Below are 17307 nucleotides of genomic sequence, written 5' to 3'. Positions count from 1 at the left end.
ATTTTTTAGATTTGGATATTTACTCACTGTCAATATGTTGGTATACTTATTTGGTACCGCATTTGGAGAGTTGGCAGAGTGGTAATGCAACGGACTCGAAATCCGTCGAACCGGTTCATACCGGCGCGCAGGTTCAAATCCTGTACTCTCCTTAATTGATTTGATAATAAACGTCTCATGTACTGATACTTAAAGGGTTGTCAGTATGCGAGGCGTTTTTCTTTTGGTCTTTGACTCGGTTTAGTCCGAATTCATGGCCTTAGCGAATATTTCAGACGCCGTTTTTTCCATCTTATCAGTGTGACATGTGAATATAAATCTAATGTGATCTGTATGCTGGCGTGTCCGAGCCGCTCACTGATAATTTTAGGACTAACCCCAGCTTCAAGTAATAGAGTAGCGTATGTATGGCGTAGTCCGTGAATGGTGATTACTCGTAGCTGGTTATCAGTGATGGTTTTCATCAACCATTTACGAGGAACGGTTAGCTGTAAAAATTCGTTGTGTTCGTTACTGAATACAAGTTGATGCTTTTTAAGCGTGCTATATCCTAGTTTGAGCATGTCTTTACTTTGCTGAACTTTCCACCGTTTCAGTACGGCCATAGTTTCAAGATCAATGCTAATAGTACGCTTTGAATGCTTTGTTTTTGGTTGTTCAAGGTATAGCGCCGTTCTTTACCCATAGCCAATGTCTGGACGATACTAATAGAATTGTTCTCAAAGTCCACATGTTGCCATTCAAGCCCCAGCAGTTCACCTTGACGGCATCCGGAAGCAGAGGACAGTTTCATGAATGTGTATGCTTTTTGTGTCTGTTGCTCTTTAGTCAACTCAAGGAACTGTTTGAGTTCGTCTTTAGTGTAGTAGTTCTGGCGTTTTGGTTCATCGAGGGATTCTTTACGCTTTGGGATAGTGATATGGGTAGCTGGATTATCCTTAATTAATCCCAGATTAATCGCATACTCAAATATTCGTGAAACATCTGTGACAAAATCCCGATACTTAACGAACTTCTTAACGTTATTGTTAGCGAAGTGCTGAATATCAGCAATCGTAATTTCATCCATACGCTTACTACCAAAAATAGGTATGGTATGCACTTCATACTGGCTAATAGCTTTACAGTAGGTGCTTTCCTTTACAGTGAGCTCGTAGTTCTCTTTCCATAAGTCGAAGACGTCTTTAAACGTCTTAATATCCCTGGTAGTGGGTTCATCTTTAAAATACGTGCCATCATCAAACGAAGCTTTCAACCGCGTTACTGTGAGTTGAGCTTCTTTTTTTGTATCAAAGCCGCGGCGTGTAGTATTTACATCACCGCCTGTTTTTGGGTTCACACCCAGATACGTCTTAAACATCCATTTTTAAGTTCGTACTGCTTAATAACTGTCATAATCTATTATCCTTTCATATTCAGCACTGTGGCGGGGCATGGATATGCATTGGATTAATTGAACTTGATAAAAACGACATTAATTTGCATGTTTGAACTATTTAGCATGATTGTAAATAACAAAACAGGCGATTCTTTAATATTGGTTACATCAACTACTTAGATTGCAAGAGTACTTTTACGTACGGCTGTAGAGCAATAACGAGCCGGTAGGCATCCCCAGACAGCATTTAATATATTGAATCTATCAAGGTTTGAAGTGAACCCCCGAGATTGGACAACAATCTCGGGGGTTTTATTATGACTAAATTTAATTTAGAGTTACGAATTTCTATTGTGACACAATATTTAACGGGTATTAGTTCCATTCAATTGGCCAGAAAATACCATATTGCCAACAATGAAACGATTCTCCTATGGGCTCATCGCTTTAATCGTTTTGGCATTGCAGGATTAAAACCGAGACCTATGAACTTGGAATACTCTAGTGAGTTCAAGATAGAAGTATTAAACTGGAAACAACAGCACCAAGCTTCGCTTTCAGAAACAGCACTACACTTCAATCTCTCTTCACCAAGTACTATCTGGCAATGGCAAAGAAAGTTTGATTTAAAGGGACTCAGTGGCCTAAATAGAGTGAGAGGAGATCCAAAGACTATGGCTAAGCATAAGCATAAAAAAGTAACCAAACCCACAACAGCACAAATTCAAGCACGCCACGATAAAGATGAGTTAAAGTAACTCAAGCAAGAAAATAAGATGTTAAGAATCGAGAATGAATTCCTAAAAAAACTCGATGCCTTAGATCACGAAAAATCAGCTCACGCGAAACCGTGACCTTAATTGATGATCTTAGGCGAGTCTTCAAAACGTCGATTAGTTTTATCCTCAAAGCCGTTAAGATACCACGTAGCACGTACTATTACACTAAGCACAGCCAGGGACGAAAATATGATGATGACCAGGTTATCCAAGCCATTGATGAAATTCGCCAAACAGATGCCAAGTATACTCAAAAATACGGTTACCGTCGCATAACGTTAGTTATGCATGAACAGGGATTTAAAGTTAATCACAAACGCGTCCTCCGAATTATGAAGGAACAAGGCTGGACATGTCAGGCCTTTAATAAGCAAACTCGTAAATATAACTCATACAAAGGAGTTGTTGGTAGAATCGCCAAAAACAAGTTACACCGGCGATTCAAGACAGATCGACCATATCAAAAACTTGTCGCCGACGTTAGTGAATTTCGATACGGTCAGATGAGTCAAAGTGAACGAATCTATTTAGAGCCCATCATGGATTTATTTTCGGGTGAAATTTTGGCATTTAACATTAGTGCACATCCAACTCTTGAGTTTGCGTTGAAGCCACTAAAAGAAGCATTAGATGGACTACCTGAGCTTCCTTATCGAACAACGGTACACACAGATCAAGGATTTCAGTACCAACATAAGTAGTGGCAAAAAACGCTTAAAACTCATCATACCTTTCAGAGTATGTCCCGTAAGGCGACTTGCTTAGATAACGCCGCCATGGAATCATTCTTTCATCTCATGAAAGCAGAGATGATGGATGAACACTTCGAAAATCCAGAGAGTCTCGCGCAAGCGATGACTGAATGGATTGAGTTTTATAATAACCGTAGAATCAGGACCAAGCTAAAAGGCAAGTCACCAGTACAATACCGAGAACTTGCCAATCAGTTAGTAGCTTAATTTAGTTGTCCAAACTTGTGGGTTCACTTCATTGACCTAATGTGACTAATCAGATTTGTGTATTGCTTTTCCCAAGTACTATAAAAATCGGCAAGCATTTTATGAGCTTCAGTTTTATTAGTTACCGAATGAAGCTGTTTGAAATCATTTGAAATGACCTCACGGTCTTTTAAACGGACATGTGTACTAATATTACGCATAACATGAACTAAACATCTTTGAAATTTTGCTTTAGGAAAAGCATGTAACAGCGCTGGTTGAAGTCCGACCATTCCGTCCGCAATAATTAATTGAACCTGTTTAAGCCCTCGCTGCTTAAGATCTGCTGCCATTTCCGACCAGACTTCAGCATTTTCACTGGGTGCAATGCGATAATCAAGAACTTCTTTAATTCCAGTGGGTGTAATTCCTAAGGCAATATAAACCGCTTCTCTTTGAACTGTGTCACGACGCAAAGGTAAATAAGTTGCATCTAAGAATAAGCAAACATAGTTTGCTTTAATGGTTCGTTGATGAAAAGCTTCAATCTGCTCAGTTACTTGAGCAGTAATGTTAGAAACAGTTGTAGCTGAATAATAAGAACCATACATTTTCTCAATCAAATCAGCGATTTCACGAGTGGTAACACCTTTAGAGTAAAGTTGAATAATTGTAGTTTCTAAAGCATCTTGACGACGAGAATAAGCTGGAAGTAAATGATTATGAAACTTGCCTTGTCGGTCACGCGGTACAGCAATTTTCAACTTACCATATTCGGAATCAATTAACCGAAAGTATTGACCATTCCGATAATTGTTAGCCTTAAAACCATTACGTTCATAAGGATCATAACCGAGTAACGAAGTTAACTCAGCTTGTAAGATTTGATTAATAGCTTTTTCAAGTTGTTGGCGAAAAAGTTCTTTAACATCGCCATTTGATAATAGAGTTTTGGTTAAATCTTTGGTAAACTGTCCCATGGGGGAATCCCTCCGTTTTGGTTTGGTTTGACGATTTAATCATACGGGGAAGGGATTCCCTTTTCAATAGGATTTTATTTATTTACACAAACTATTTTATACTCTCTCAGAGAGAGCAGAATAATGCAAATGGATACTAATAGTAGCAAATATTTACAGATCAGATTATTTTTATGTTGCAATCGCTTTCGCAATCATCTTTTAATTAAAACTGAATATTAGTATAATTAAAGCAACGTTAATTATAACGGGGGAAATCAAATGAAAAATAAAAAATATAATATTGGACTTGATATTGGGACTAGTTCGATTGGTTATACGATTACAGATGATGGCGGCAGATTAGTTCATGTCAGAGGAAAACTTGGCTATGGGGTCCGCATCTTTGAAGAAGGGAAGACGGCTGCTGAACGACGAGGCTTTAGAACGACTCGCCGTCGCCTCAATCGCCGTAAATGGCGGTTAAGGTTTTTACGAGAGATTTTTGAACCGTATATCAATGAAATCGATGAGAATTTTTTTATGCGGCAGAAAGAATCCAATTTAGTTAAGCAAGACAAGCAGCATACAGATGGGCATTTCTTATTTAACGATCGAGAAGACAAAGATTTCTATCATGATTATCCAACCATTTATCATTTGCGCCAGGCATTAATGACAGAACAACGAAAGTTTGACATTCGAGAAATTTATTGGGCACTGCACCATATTGTAAAATATCGCGGCCATTTTTTGAGCGAGGCACCTGTTCAGTCGTTTAAAGTAGGAAAATTAGATTTAAAACAAGACTTTGAAAAATTAAATGAGTTATTTGTCGAAGTGTTAACCGTCACTGATGAAGGTGAACAATTTCAGTTGAAATTGGATCAGGTTGATGCTGTAAAAGCAACGTTACTAGATCGCAGTTTAACGAGTAATGATCGGCAAAAACAGTTAGCACCTACTCTTTATGAAGAAAGTCATGATAAGAAAGTTGATAAGCAGTTCAAGAGTATTAGCACAGAGCTGTTAAAAGCAATTGTAGGATTAAAAAGTAAGATTAACGTGATTGTTGGTATCGAAAGCAAGAATACGATATGGAATATTGATCTAGGTAATGAAGAGATTGATGAAAAATTATCAGCGGTTGATGATCAGCTTGACGATTTACAACGTGAAATTATTGAGACGTTGCAGAAAATTTACTCAGCAATTACATTGGCCGCAATTATTCCAAATGGAATGGGATTATCAGAGTCGATGATGGAGCGCTATAACCGCCACGATCAGCAGCTTCGTCAGTATAAGCAGTTATCGGATGACTTGGGTAATCCGAAAAGAGAAGCATTACGAAATGCATATAAATACTACATCACATCCAAAAATGAAAAAGATAAATCATATACTAAAGATGATTTCTATAAGGCCGTTCCTAAAATATTGAAAGATGTAGATGATGAACGGGCAACGGCAATTCAACGGTCGATTGACCTAGATGAATTTATGCCCAAACAACGGACTAAAGCTAATGGCGTAATGCCACATCAATTACACCAGCAGGAATTGGACCAAATTATTGAAAACCAAAAGGAATACTATCCATGGTTAGCGGAACCAAATCCTAATCAGAAGCGGCGCAATGCTGCACAGTATAAACTGGATGAATTAGTGGCCTTTAGGGTCCCTTATTATATTGGACCAATGGTGACGCCAACTGGTAAAAATCCACAAGAAGCGAAGTTTGCTTGGACAAAGCGTCGTGAAGGTCATGAGAAGGACGAGATTACGCCATGGAATTTTGATCAGGTTGTGGATCGGAAGGCAACGGCTGAACGCTTTATTAAGCGGATGACCACGAAGGATACCTATTTGCTGAACGAAGATGTGCTTCCCAAACAGAGCCTACTCTATCAACGTTACGAGGTTCTTAGTGAACTCAATAATGTTCGGGTTAATGGTGACCGTTTAGAAACGCCACTTAAACAAAACGTGTTTGAAGATGTGTTCAAACATGTTGGTAATGTGACCATTAAACGATTTCGAGACTACTTGATTTCGGATGGTGATTATTCAGCAGACAAACTAGAAGTCAAAGGGCTTGCTGATCCAACGAAATTTCTAAGTGGTTTAACCTCGTACAATGATCTTAAAAAAGTATTTTTGAACCGAATTGATGATCCGATGCTGCAACCAGATATTGAGAAAATTATCGAATGGTTGACTATTTTTGAAGATAGCAAAATTTTACGTGAAAAGTTGAATGATATTGACTGGTTGACGGATGCAGACAAGGATGCTTTAGCGAAGAAACGTTACCGCGGTTGGGGCCGATTCTCACGTAAGTTATTGTCAGGACTTGCTGATGAAAATGGCCAGTCAATCATTACCCGGATGTGGGAATCAGACAAGAATTTTATGGAATTGGTCAATCAAACTGCCTACAGTCAACAAATTGTGACGGAAAATCAACAGTTGCTTAAGCAGCAGGATTTGTCGACGGTAATTAATGATTTGTACACATCACCACAAAATAAAAAAGCCCTACGCCAGGTACTGTTGGTTGTTAAGGATATTCAAAAAGCAATGGGGGGCCAGGCACCAGATAAGGTATTTATCGAATTTGCACGTGAAGATGAAGCTGATCCACGTCGTACAACTAGTCGTGCAAATCACTTAAAACAGGTCTATCAAGGATTGAGTGATGAACTGCTGGCAAGTTCCGCAATCAGATCTCAGTTGAATAGTGAGCAGTATTCAATGGCGCGGGATCGGTATTATCTGTACTTCGCACAAGGTGGGCGAGATCTGTATACTGGCGAGTCAATCAGTATTGATGATATCTCAAGTTATGACATCGACCATATTTTGCCACAGTCCTTTATTAAGGATGATTCGCTTGATAACCGGGTACTGGTTAATCAAACTTCTAACCGAGAGAAGGCGGATAATTTACCTGGTGAGACATTGGTTAATAAGATGCGGTCGTTATGGAAACGTCAGTTGGACGCGGGGATGATGACCAAGCGTAAGTTTAATAATCTTACTTTGACTCATGATAAAGTGAATAAGTACCAAAAGACTGGTTTTGTTCGGCGTCAGTTAGTTGAGACACGTCAGGTAATTAAGTTTGTGGCTAATATTCTCGCTGATGAATATCAGAATGATGACACTAAGATTATTTCTGTTAAGGCCAACTTAACCCACCAGATGCGTGAAGATTTTGATTTTCCCAAAAATCGAAATGTAAACAACTATCATCATGCATTCGATGCCTACTTAACAACGGTCGTTGGCTTGCATCTCCTCGAACATTATCCCAAGCTTAGTAAGCTGTTTACGTACGGTGAATTTTTCAAGGGAGAATTGCCCAATCTTGGATCGTTTAACTTTTTACATGATTTGGGATGGGTTGATCCTAAACACAATGATAAAAAAATGCAGCGTTCGGATGCGTATCAGGAGTTATGGGATCGACTCGATCATATTTATGATTTTAAGAAGGTTACTGTAACTCATGAAGTGTTTGAAAATCATGGTGCGCTGTATGAACGGACTCTGTATAAGGCTACCGATGACAAGGGTAGTGGTCGCGGATCAAAGCAGTTAATACCGAAAAAGAAAAATATGCCAACTGAATTGTATGGTGGCTATACCGGAGCAACTAGTGCATTCATGACAATTGTGCGTCTGAAAAAGAAAGACGAATTTTACTATAAAGTATTTGGAATACCTACACGAATTGCGGATAAGATTTCGAATGGTAAAGAAATAAAATTAGACAAACTTCTGGAATACATGAAGCGCCAATTTACTAGTCAAAAGATAAATAAAAAAACAGGTGAAGTAGTAAGCAAAGTTGAACCATTTGAAATTATCGCACCAAAAATTTCTTACCGACAGCTTGTAGTTGATGAAGGTCAACCGTTTATGCTTGGCACCGCAACGTATCGTCATAATGCGCGTGAATTGTATTTATCGAAGAATATGATTAGAGCTATTAATCAAGGTGAACAGCTTGACGCAGTATATTCAGAAATTTTAAAGAGTGTACATTCATATTTTCCAATGTATAAAATAAATAAATTCATCGCTAAGTTGACTGAAGGCGAAAGCATCTTTGACAGTTTACCCAATAATACACAGTATGAGAGTGGTAAGATTCTGCAAATTGGTAAACATTCAGTTATAGATCGGATCTTGATAGGATTGCATGCCAATGCCTCTGTCTCAGATCTAAAGGTGTTAGGGATATCAACGCCATTTGGGTTTATGCAACAAGGGAGAGGCATAACTTTGACAAGCGATGCTAAGCTGATTTATCAGTCACCGACAGGGCTGTATGAAAAAATAGTAGCACTTAAAGATTTAAAGCCGCTGGCATAACGGTTTCAGGGATATAGTAAAAGAGCAATTGATCGTAGGGATCAATTGCTCTTTTTATGTAATGCCCATAAGGGCTTCAATTAAGATGATAAAACTTGGCCGAAGCCTTGTTTGATTTTAAATTAAGCTTGGTAAAAATATAAGTACGATCCGTCGGTGAGTTAATCCGACAAATAGATTATAGCATAAATTGAAACGATTACAAGGAGGTTGGAAAAAGTGGGATGGCGCAGCGTAATTATTACACAGCACGCAAAAATTTCTTACTCAAGTCGACAATTGGTGGTGCAAACAAGGGATGGAACGAGTCAAATCCCGATTAGCGATATTCAAATTGTACTGATTACGACGTTAAGTGCGGTTGTGACGACTGCAGCCATTGCAGCCTTAACGAGTAGTGGTGCGAAAGTGATTTTTTCGGGCCGTGACGGGCAACCAATCTGTGAAACAGTTGGGTATTATTCTGGTAACCGAGATGCAAATTTGGTTCAAACACAGATTGACTGGAATGATGGTAAGAAAAAAATATTATGGACTAAGCTAATTTATCAAAAAATTCAAATGCAAATTCAAGTTTGCCAGTTGATGGGCATTGAATGTTTTGCACTAAAAGATGAGCTTGAGAAACTGGAAATTGGTGATATTACTAACCGAGAAGCAGTAGTCGCACATAAATATTTTACGATGGTGTTTGACAATTATTTTGTTCGGCATCAATTTGACCCAATTAATGCCGCATTAAACTATGGTTATTCGATCCTACTGTCTGCAATTGATCGTGAGATTGCCGCCAATGGATATCTCACTCAGTTTGGAATTCATCATCATAGCGAGGGTAACGATTTTAATTTGGGATCGGATTTGATGGAGCCATTCCGACCAATTATTGATTTTTGGGTTGCACACCAGAAATTTAATGAATTAACGCCGGATGTTAAATATGGATTGGTGGATTTACTAAATTTCGAATTTAAATACAATGATGAAAAAACGATTTTACGAAATGCGTTGACTAAGCATGTAGCAAATTGTGTTAATTTTCTTAGTGAAAAACGTGATGAAGTTACAATAAAGGTGGAATTAACTGATGAGGTACCGAATAATGCGATTAATGGTCATGTTTGATTTACCTGTTGAAACAAGCGAGCAGCGACGCAATTATCGTCGATTTCGCAAGGCATTAATAAATGAAGGATTTCTTATGATTCAGTACTCGATTTATGTGCGTGTATGCGTCACAAAACAATCGGCAACTTTTATGGAACGTCGAATTGCTGATTTTGCACCGGCGGATGGTGTTGTCCAATCTATGATGGTGACGGAGAAACAGTATAATGACATGCATTTTATTGCTGGTGAACCAAAAAAAGATGTACGAAACACCTCTAACCGGACGGTGATTTTATGAGAATGACTTACTATCCATTCAAACCGTTTGAAATTAATGAGGGAAAGTTAACAGTAATTGAGACGAATAATCATGAGTTTTATCAAACGTTGATATTAAATTTTAAGGATCTTCAAGATGATGTCCATTTTAGTGATGATGAGTTTAAGCTGGTTGAAACAAGCAAAGCAATTCATTGGTTTGGGGATGCTTTTATTCAGAATGATTTAGATAAATTGTTTACTAACCGACTTTACAAGCATTTTAAAGAGGTAGTAACTCCCGAGCAACAACAGCAAATTTTTGAATTAAGCCAACAGCTTAAATTGGCGGTGTTATGCGCGTCGTACTCACTAGATTTACCATTACAAATTGAAGAACAAACGGAATTAGAAAAAGTTTTTAAATTTTGTGATTTAAGATTTATACCGACTGTAGTTAACCGTCCATATGATATAATTGAGACACTTCTAAAAACTTCTGTAGAGTTAAATGAATCTCGGATTTTAGGACTCATGAATGTTTCTGACTATTTAACGCGTGACGAGTTTAGCGAGTTAAATAGATTGATTCAAATGTTAAATATTAAAATTATTCTCATTAAGTTCTCGGAGATTAATCGATATAAAATGTTTGAAGGATGCCGGTATTACTACGTTGATAATGATTATGTTGAATGGCACTATGAATGATCATTATAGATTGATTATAAAATAACGGTTTTAGAAGCTTGGTAAAAATATGAGTTACGATCCGTCATTTTCAAGCGGATTTAAGATATTGTTGTTTTAGAAGCTTGGTAAAAATATGAGTTACGATCCTACAACAGTAAACCTTTAACACCTTATTCTGTTTTAGAAGCTTGGTAAAAATATGAGTTACGATCCCCGTAGATACCCATCTTCTGGAGGTGTAAACAGTTTTAGAAGCTTGGTAAAAATATGAGTTACGATCCCTAGCATCATGGTATGCATCCGGGGCGTGGGTTTTAGAAGCTTGGTAAAAATATGAGTTACGATCCTAGCTAATAACGCTAGTGCCCTTGCTCAAGGTTTTAGAAGCTTGGTAAAAATATGAGTTACGATCCCTAGACAACTGCGATTACGCACAGAACATTGTTTTAGAAGCTTGGTAAAAATATGAGTTACGATCCAAATCTGATAACGTGAGCTGTTGTTCTCTTGTTTTAGAAGCTTGGTAAAAATATGAGTTACGATCCGGAAAGCTACGAAATCAATCCAACCCAAGCGTTTTAGAAGCTTGGTAAAAATATGAGTTACGATCCTAATCACTAAATTAAACTGTCCGTAAATTTGTTTTAGAAGCTTGGTAAAAATATGAGTTACGATCCACGCCGTGCAACATCATCATCATAAATTATGTTTTAGAAGCTTGGTAAAAATATGAGTTACGATCCTTTAATAGTATATTGTAAAACTATTTTACTGTTTTAGAAGCTTGGTAAAAATATGAGTTACGATCCCTGGCCTTAGCGTCGTTAGCAATGTCAGTCGTTTTAGAAGCTTGGTAAAAATATGAGTTACGATCCAGATTAACTGGAAAGTACGAGTATTGAGCAGTTTTAGAAGCTTGGTAAAAATATGAGTTACGATCCCAGGGAGCATATAACACGCTGGGCGGATGCGTTTTAGAAGCTTGGTAAAAATATGAGTTACGATCCTTGGGCTTTATATCCTGGGACAGTCCAACTGTTTTAGAAGCTTGGTAAAAATATGAGTTACGATCCCAATTATGCACAATAAAACCACCATTAACAGTTTTAGAAGCTTGGTAAAAATATGAGTTACGATCCGTTGCCTTAAGGAAAATATACCTTGATACCGTTTTAGAAGCTTGGTAAAAATATGAGTTACGATCCAGACTGCGAGAAAGAAGAGGTGACTGACGAGTTTTAGAAGCTTGGTAAAAATATGAGTTACGATCCGGTGGCAATGGACCTACATGACATGAGTTTGTTTTAGAAGCTTGGTAAAAATATGAGTTACGATCCCTCTAAGCGTCTGCATGATTGTCCCCTTTAGTTTTAGAAGCTTGGTAAAAATATGAGTTACGATCCACAAGAAAATGTATGAAGGAAAGTTTAATTGTTTTAGAAGCTTGGTAAAAATATGAGTTACGATCCTGGAACAATTAAGTGCAGGCATGTATTCACGTTTTAGAAGCTTGGTAAAAATATGAGTTACGATCCCATGTACGAGCTGTGAGCGTGTTCTCATCTGTTTTAGAAGCTTGGTAAAAATATGAGTTACGATCCTTAACGTTAGTCGTTAACTTCTTGTCTTCGGTTTTAGAAGCTTGGTAAAAATATGAGTTACGATCCCTAACTAATGAAACTAACACCAAACATAGGGTTTTAGAAGCTTGGTAAAAATATGAGTTACGATCCCAGCAAACAGACGTCACGCTTAATAACACTGTTTTAGAAGCTTGGTAAAAATATGAGTTACGATCCGAATAGTCTTGCATAACCTTATAGCCGGATGTTTTAGAAGCTTGGTAAAAATATGAGTTACGATCCACAAAGTGTGAACGTTGATACCGCTGAAGAGTTTTAGAAGCTTGGTAAAAATATGAGTTACGATCCTATAGTATATATAGGAATTTGCGTTATTTTGTTTTAGAAGCTTGGCGAAAATATAAGTACAATCTCATTGCTCTAATCACCGATGTTCTTTTACCTAAGATGCCGAATTATATCTTGAGTCAGATATAACAAACTTGGCATGTTGCGAATCATTTGCGCACGATCAGACACTATGAGACCATAACAGCAGTGAACTTAACGAACGGAGAAAATTACTGATGATTGAATGGTCACAAGATACGATTGATGCGTTTCGGCAAACACTGCTTGATTGGTACGATACTCATGGGCGTGATTTACCGTGGCGGCAGGATCATGATCCGTACCACGTTTGGATTTCAGAAATTATGTTGCAACAGACCCAGGTGAATACGGTGATTCCGTACTACGAACGGTTTATGACGTGGTTTCCGACGGTACAAGAGCTCGCGACAGCACCAGAAGCACGATTAATGAAGGCGTGGGAAGGGCTCGGGTACTATTCACGAGCGCGCAATTTGCAGAAGGCGGCCCGACAGATTGTCGACGATTATCACGGACAATGGCCGCAAACGGCAGACGTGTTACGCGAACTGGCAGGAATTGGACCGTATACGGCCGGCGCGATTGCAAGTATCGCGTTCAATCAACCTGTGCCGGCAGTCGACGGTAACGCGTTTCGCGTATTTGCACGTCTGTTAAAAATTGACGCTGATATTGCCAAACCACAGACACGCCAGATTTTTGGACAGGTAATTGCGCGAATTATTTCACCAGATCGTCCGGGCGACTTTAATCAGGCAATTATGGATCTCGGTGCGAGCTATATGAGCGCCAAGAATTCGGACTCGGAACACTCTCCCGTGCGCCAGTTTAATCAGGCATATTTGGATGGTGTTGAGGATCAATATCCGGTTAAAACGAAGAAGCCACGGCCCAAGCCAGTGGCGTACTTTGGTTTAGTTATGCCAGATGCTAATCAGTACTTGATGGAAAAACGACCGAGTAACGGATTACTGGCTAACTTTTGGACGTTTCCACTGGTTAAGCAAGCGGACGTATTGGTGGCCACGGATTCTGGGGATACAGATTCTGGGGATAATGAGCCAACGGACTCGGAGATACTAGAATTGTTGCGTCAGTATTTAATGACAAAATATGGGTTCAAAGTTTCCCTGAAACCAGTACAAGGACGACCGGTGACGCACACGTTTACGCATCAAAAATGGACAATCACATTACTACAGGTAATCTGGAATGAACGCCCTGATTTAAGCTATTTTCCGGGTGAATGGCTGAATGTCACGAAGTTTGATCAAATTGCTTGGCCGAAAGTGCAGGAAAAGATGTGGGCACGTGTGGGAAAGTAGACTACTGCACTGTAGATATTTATAGTGAATGAAATTGAATAAATCCTGACCAATTCGCCATGTCATGGATTAACGGGCGCACTCTATCCGAGTGCGTTTTTATGTTGCTCTTACTAAAGGTTGAAAGTTAATATTTCCACTTAAGCCCTGATCTGTTAGGACTTTTTTGCTACAAAAACTGACTAACATTAGTGGTGAATCATAATTCGACGGAATTATGATTCACCACTTTTTCTTTTTTTGCTAAAGTGGTAATGAAGTTGACATGTCGAAGGTCTATTTGGCGCACCTTCTGGTGACGTCGTCACAAAAACTGGCAACTTCATTTGGTTCACAAATTAACTCGCTCGAAGTCCGTTGGCTATTTAAAGTCGTGTATTGAAAATTGAGATGAGTGAATCAGTGAATACAACTTTCATAAAGGTGGTAGTTAGTCATGGATATCGTATTTGGTATTGATGTAAGTAAGCACAGCTCCAATATAGCAATTTTGATTGAACAAAAGGTTTACAAAGAATTCAAAATTCAAAATGACCGGCATGGGTTTGAAATTCTTGAAGATGAGCTAGATGGATTAACATCACCACAGATAATTTTTGAATCTTCAGGAATCTATTCTCGCAGTATACGTGCATTTCTGATTCGTAACGGTTGGCAATATACAGAAATTAATCCTTTAGCAGCTAAGAAGGATATGGATAGTTTTCGCCACAATAAAAATGACCGATTAGATGCAGTTTCATTGGCAATGGCGATGTCACAACATCACTACAAGCCAACATTTCAGGAACAACCAGTTTATTCAGAACTGCATGATTTAGAACGGACATATCAAGAGCTGAATGAAGATATTGTTAGGGCTAAGAATCGATTACATCAAAAACTACAACTGGCTTCCCCCGAAATTGAACGATTCTTAAGTGTCACCGATGGTGCATTGTATTGGCACATCGTTCAGCAGTTTCCACATCCATCTCTGGTTTTAGAAATGGGAATTACCGAACTGGCTCGGCTAATTATTGAAGCGACACCTAAGAACATGGGTGAACGTCGTTCGCTGGTTCTAGCCCAGCACTTACAAGATTTGGCATATAATTCAGCTCCAGCTGTTGAAAACTGCACACATGCCGTCCAAGCTGTAATTTATTTAGCCGGAGAAGTAGAACGACTCGATACTTTGAAGAAGAAAACGATTGACGAAATGACTGAAATTTCAGCTAATCTTCAGGAAATTACCATTCTACAATCGATTCCAGGAATTGGTATTAAAACAGCAGTATGTTTGGTGGCTGAATTGGGAGATATCCGCAGATTTAGAAAACCTAATGCGATTAATGCTTATATCGGAATTGACTTAATCCAATATCAATCTGGGGACTTTGAAATGGGACAGCACATCAGGAAGCGTGGTAATACCTATGCTCGTAAAATACTTTTCAAAGCTGTACTGAATATAGTGAGTGTCTCAAGATATCATCCTAGTAACATTAGTCTGTTCTATCAAAGAAAAAAGCAATCTTCCGGTGACATTCACACCAAGAAGATTGCCATAGCTGCGATGGGAAGGCTCAATCGAACCATCTACCACCTCATCAAAAATAATGAATTTTATGACCCTATGAAGTTCACGCCAGAACTGTAGATCATTATCCATTCAAATACATTATAGCATCTCAAAAATTAGGAATACTAGAGATGTTTATTTTGTGTACACTCAATTTAATTTAATTGATCTTTTTCAGTTCATATACGTTATTAAATAGGCCTGTAGCCATGCTTTATTAAAATGAAGATGGAATTGAAAGTATAAGATCAGACCATAGTTATTTTGCAAAATGGAGTAGGTATCAAAACTTTACTCAAATTGGCACATTAATATTATTAAAAAACAACAATAATACTTTTGAAATGTTTTTTATTAAATCCTTAGATGAAAATACATTAAATCAAATAAAAAAGATTTTACTGTCACATATGGTAAACAACAAGGTGTAAAAATTGAGCAAAATATTATCTCAAATATTTGAATATATGAAGTTAATGCCACTACCCATGTTAATAACATTATTAATACTTTTTCCAATCTTAATTTATCTGATTGAATTATGGCAGCTAAAAAAGCATCGGATGAATGCTGGCGTTCTTTTGTTAATCATCTGTTGTGGTTAGCTTTTTTTATTGGTATTATTGTATTGTTTACTTGGCCTATTCAATTTGAAACTAGTTGAAGACGGATATGTTGATTCTAATTTGAACACTTTTTCAATGCTTTTTTATGTGAGCGTTATTGTATTGTCTATTGTTTGGGTAATCGTGAACGTTATTATCAATTATATTATGCATTGGAAAATAAAAACTGGTCGCGCGTTTTATAATCAAGTTAGCCAAATACTTTTAGCTAATTGATAAAATAAAAAACACCAAGACAAATCTCTGTTATCATTGATGTTCCTACACAAACAATGAAAGAGGTTATTGTCTTGATGCAAGAACAGAATACCACAGTCAGAAAAAAAGGTCAGCACCTAACTTCGTTTGAACGAGGCAGAATTGCTACGCTACACAGCCAAGGCTATTCCAATCGTGCAATTGCCAGAGCGCTTAATGTTTGTCATCAAACAATCAATAATGAATTGTGCCGCGGCGAGATCGACCAAGTAAAAAAAGTGAATGGTCAACGCCAATATTACGCTGTATACTCACCAGAAACAGCACAAGCTAAGTACGAAGCTAATCGAGCCCACTGTCATCGACCTTTGAAACTCGTCGGTGTCGCTGATTTTATCGACTATTTTACGACTCATTTGCGTCAAGATGGTTGGTCGCCTGATGCAGCAGTAGGACGGGCCAAACTTGAAGGCTTATATCAACCTGAGGAGATGGTCTCTACCAATACGCTATACCACTATATTGATGCCCAGTTACTTGAAGTCCGCAATCTTGATCTACTCGAAAAAACGCGCCACCGTGCCAAACATCATCACTCGATCAAGCACAAGCGTCTGGCCGGACGGAGTATTGATGAACGGCCTAAAAGTATCGACCAGCGTCAAGAGTTCGGCCATTTCGAATTGGACACCGTGGTGGGCAAGCGCAACGGTCAAGAGAGTGTGATCTTAACGCTGATCGAGCGTCAATCCCGCTGCCAAATTCTACGTTTGATCGATGGTCGTGATGCCGATTCAGTCGACTATGAGCTGGCCAAGATCTGTCAAGAATACGGATCAATCATGAAGTCAGTTACTGCCGATAATGGCGCTGAGTTCTCGGAAGTTGGCGCTGTACTTACCGGTGTCGCTGACCTTTATTATTCCCATCCATATCGTTCCTCTGAGCGTGGGACTAACGAAGCGCATAATCGAATGATCCGCCGCGATGTACCCAAGGGTCTATCCATGGATATTTTGGGTCCTCATGATATCCAAGCAGTTGAGTCAAAGCTAAACAATTTACCGCGCCGGCAAACTGGCTATCAAACACCCAAAGAGCTTTTCTCCGCTGCTTCCGCCGGTTAAGTTAAGTCCATAAA

At 38.6% G+C, this 17307-nt stretch carries 11 protein-coding genes, 1 tRNA gene, 2 pseudogenes and 1 CRISPR repeat array; of the genes and pseudogenes, 11 read left to right on the top strand and 3 right to left on the bottom strand.

Annotation, left to right across the window (positions count from 1 at the left end):
• Positions 1-64 precede the first annotated feature (64 nt).
• A tRNA-Ser gene (locus tag F0161_RS07285) sits at positions 65-152 on the top strand.
• A gap of 99 nt (positions 153-251) precedes the next feature.
• Here F0161_RS07285 and F0161_RS11725 read toward each other — a convergent pair.
• Positions 252-605, bottom strand: coding sequence for a tyrosine-type recombinase/integrase (locus F0161_RS11725; protein ID WP_263862615.1), 354 nt, complete (start codon positions 603-605; stop codon positions 252-254).
• Positions 593-1360: a tyrosine-type recombinase/integrase gene (locus F0161_RS07280; RefSeq protein ID WP_263862614.1), complete on the bottom strand. Its 768-nt coding sequence runs from the start codon at positions 1358-1360 to the stop codon at positions 593-595. Before F0161_RS07280 ends, F0161_RS11725 begins: the two co-directional genes overlap by 13 nt.
• Before the next feature lie 335 nt (positions 1361-1695).
• Here F0161_RS07280 and F0161_RS07275 point away from each other — a divergent pair.
• The 3 genes and pseudogenes from F0161_RS07275 to F0161_RS07265 all read left to right on the top strand — a co-directional run bounded on the left by F0161_RS07275 (position 1696) and on the right by F0161_RS07265 (position 3116).
• Positions 1696-2232, top strand: a pseudogene (locus F0161_RS07275) (helix-turn-helix domain-containing protein).
• Entirely contained in the window at positions 2229-2858 is a 630-nt protein-coding gene (locus F0161_RS07270) for an IS3 family transposase (RefSeq protein ID WP_190318851.1), read from the top strand. The pseudogene F0161_RS07275 and the gene F0161_RS07270 overlap by 4 nt, the downstream one beginning before the upstream one ends.
• Before the next feature lie 39 nt (positions 2859-2897).
• Entirely contained in the window at positions 2898-3116 is a 219-nt protein-coding gene (locus tag F0161_RS07265; protein ID WP_096494467.1) for an IS3 family transposase, read from the top strand.
• A 26-nt stretch (positions 3117-3142) separates the two neighbouring features.
• Here the strand turns inward: F0161_RS07265 and F0161_RS07260 are convergent.
• A pseudogene (locus F0161_RS07260) lies at positions 3143-4075 on the bottom strand (IS256 family transposase); the annotation flags it as partial.
• 261 nt (positions 4076-4336) lie between these two features.
• Here F0161_RS07260 and cas9 point away from each other — a divergent pair.
• The 7 genes from cas9 to F0161_RS07225 all read left to right on the top strand — a co-directional run bounded on the left by cas9 (position 4337) and on the right by F0161_RS07225 (position 17293).
• Entirely contained in the window at positions 4337-8437 is a 4101-nt protein-coding gene (cas9, locus tag F0161_RS07255; protein ID WP_150204196.1) for a type II CRISPR RNA-guided endonuclease Cas9, read from the top strand.
• Positions 8438-8656: 219 nt separating this feature from the next.
• Positions 8657-9562, top strand: coding sequence for a type II CRISPR-associated endonuclease Cas1 (gene cas1, locus F0161_RS07250; RefSeq protein WP_150204195.1), 906 nt, complete (start codon positions 8657-8659; stop codon positions 9560-9562).
• Positions 9540-9845, top strand: coding sequence for a CRISPR-associated endonuclease Cas2 (gene cas2 / locus F0161_RS07245; protein ID WP_225423086.1), 306 nt, complete (start codon positions 9540-9542; stop codon positions 9843-9845). Before cas1 ends, cas2 begins: the two co-directional genes overlap by 23 nt.
• Positions 9842-10516, top strand: a complete 675-nt coding sequence (gene csn2, locus F0161_RS07240; RefSeq protein WP_137602341.1) for a type II-A CRISPR-associated protein Csn2 — start codon at positions 9842-9844, stop codon at positions 10514-10516. The genes cas2 and csn2 overlap by 4 nt, the downstream gene beginning before the upstream one ends.
• A 27-nt stretch (positions 10517-10543) precedes the next feature.
• Positions 10544-12429: direct repeats of the CRISPR family, unit length 36 nt; unit sequence GTTTTAGAAGCTTGGTAAAAATATGAGTTACGATCC.
• 218 nt (positions 12430-12647) lie between these two features.
• The gene (gene mutY / locus F0161_RS07235) at positions 12648-13778 is read left to right on the top strand and encodes an A/G-specific adenine glycosylase (RefSeq protein WP_150204194.1); all 1131 of its coding nucleotides are present in this window, start codon (positions 12648-12650) and stop codon (positions 13776-13778) included.
• Positions 13779-14214: 436 nt separating this feature from the next.
• Positions 14215-15420, top strand: a complete 1206-nt coding sequence (locus F0161_RS07230; protein WP_150204193.1) for an IS110 family RNA-guided transposase — start codon at positions 14215-14217, stop codon at positions 15418-15420.
• 841 nt (positions 15421-16261) lie between these two features.
• Positions 16262-17293 carry an IS30 family transposase gene (locus F0161_RS07225; protein WP_190318933.1) on the top strand — a complete coding sequence of 344 codons (1032 nt, stop codon included), beginning with the start codon at positions 16262-16264 and terminating at the stop codon, positions 17291-17293.
• Positions 17294-17307: the final 14 nt, after the last annotated feature.

Origin of the sequence: Paucilactobacillus nenjiangensis (assembly GCF_008632615.1) — a bacterium.
Classification (GTDB): domain Bacteria; phylum Bacillota; class Bacilli; order Lactobacillales; family Lactobacillaceae; genus Paucilactobacillus; species Paucilactobacillus nenjiangensis.
This window is presented reverse-complemented; position numbering and strand designations above follow the sequence as displayed.

Excerpts from the sequence above, each read along its gene's own strand:
- F0161_RS07265 (WP_096494467.1), top strand. The coding sequence starts at position 2,898 with ATGTCCCGTAAGGCGACTTGCTTAGATAACGCCGCCATGGAATCATTC.
- F0161_RS11725 (WP_263862615.1), bottom strand. The coding sequence starts at position 605 with ATGGCCGTACTGAAACGGTGGAAAGTTCAGCAAAGTAAAGACATGCTC.
- csn2 (WP_137602341.1), top strand. The coding sequence starts at position 9,842 with ATGAGAATGACTTACTATCCATTCAAACCGTTTGAAATTAATGAGGGA.
- cas9 (WP_150204196.1), top strand. The coding sequence starts at position 4,337 with ATGAAAAATAAAAAATATAATATTGGACTTGATATTGGGACTAGTTCG.
- F0161_RS07225 (WP_190318933.1), top strand. The coding sequence starts at position 16,262 with ATGCAAGAACAGAATACCACAGTCAGAAAAAAAGGTCAGCACCTAACT.
- cas2 (WP_225423086.1), top strand. The coding sequence starts at position 9,540 with ATGCGATTAATGGTCATGTTTGATTTACCTGTTGAAACAAGCGAGCAG.
- mutY (WP_150204194.1), top strand. The coding sequence starts at position 12,648 with ATGATTGAATGGTCACAAGATACGATTGATGCGTTTCGGCAAACACTG.
- F0161_RS07230 (WP_150204193.1), top strand. The coding sequence starts at position 14,215 with ATGGATATCGTATTTGGTATTGATGTAAGTAAGCACAGCTCCAATATA.
- F0161_RS07280 (WP_263862614.1), bottom strand. The coding sequence starts at position 1,360 with ATGTTTAAGACGTATCTGGGTGTGAACCCAAAAACAGGCGGTGATGTA.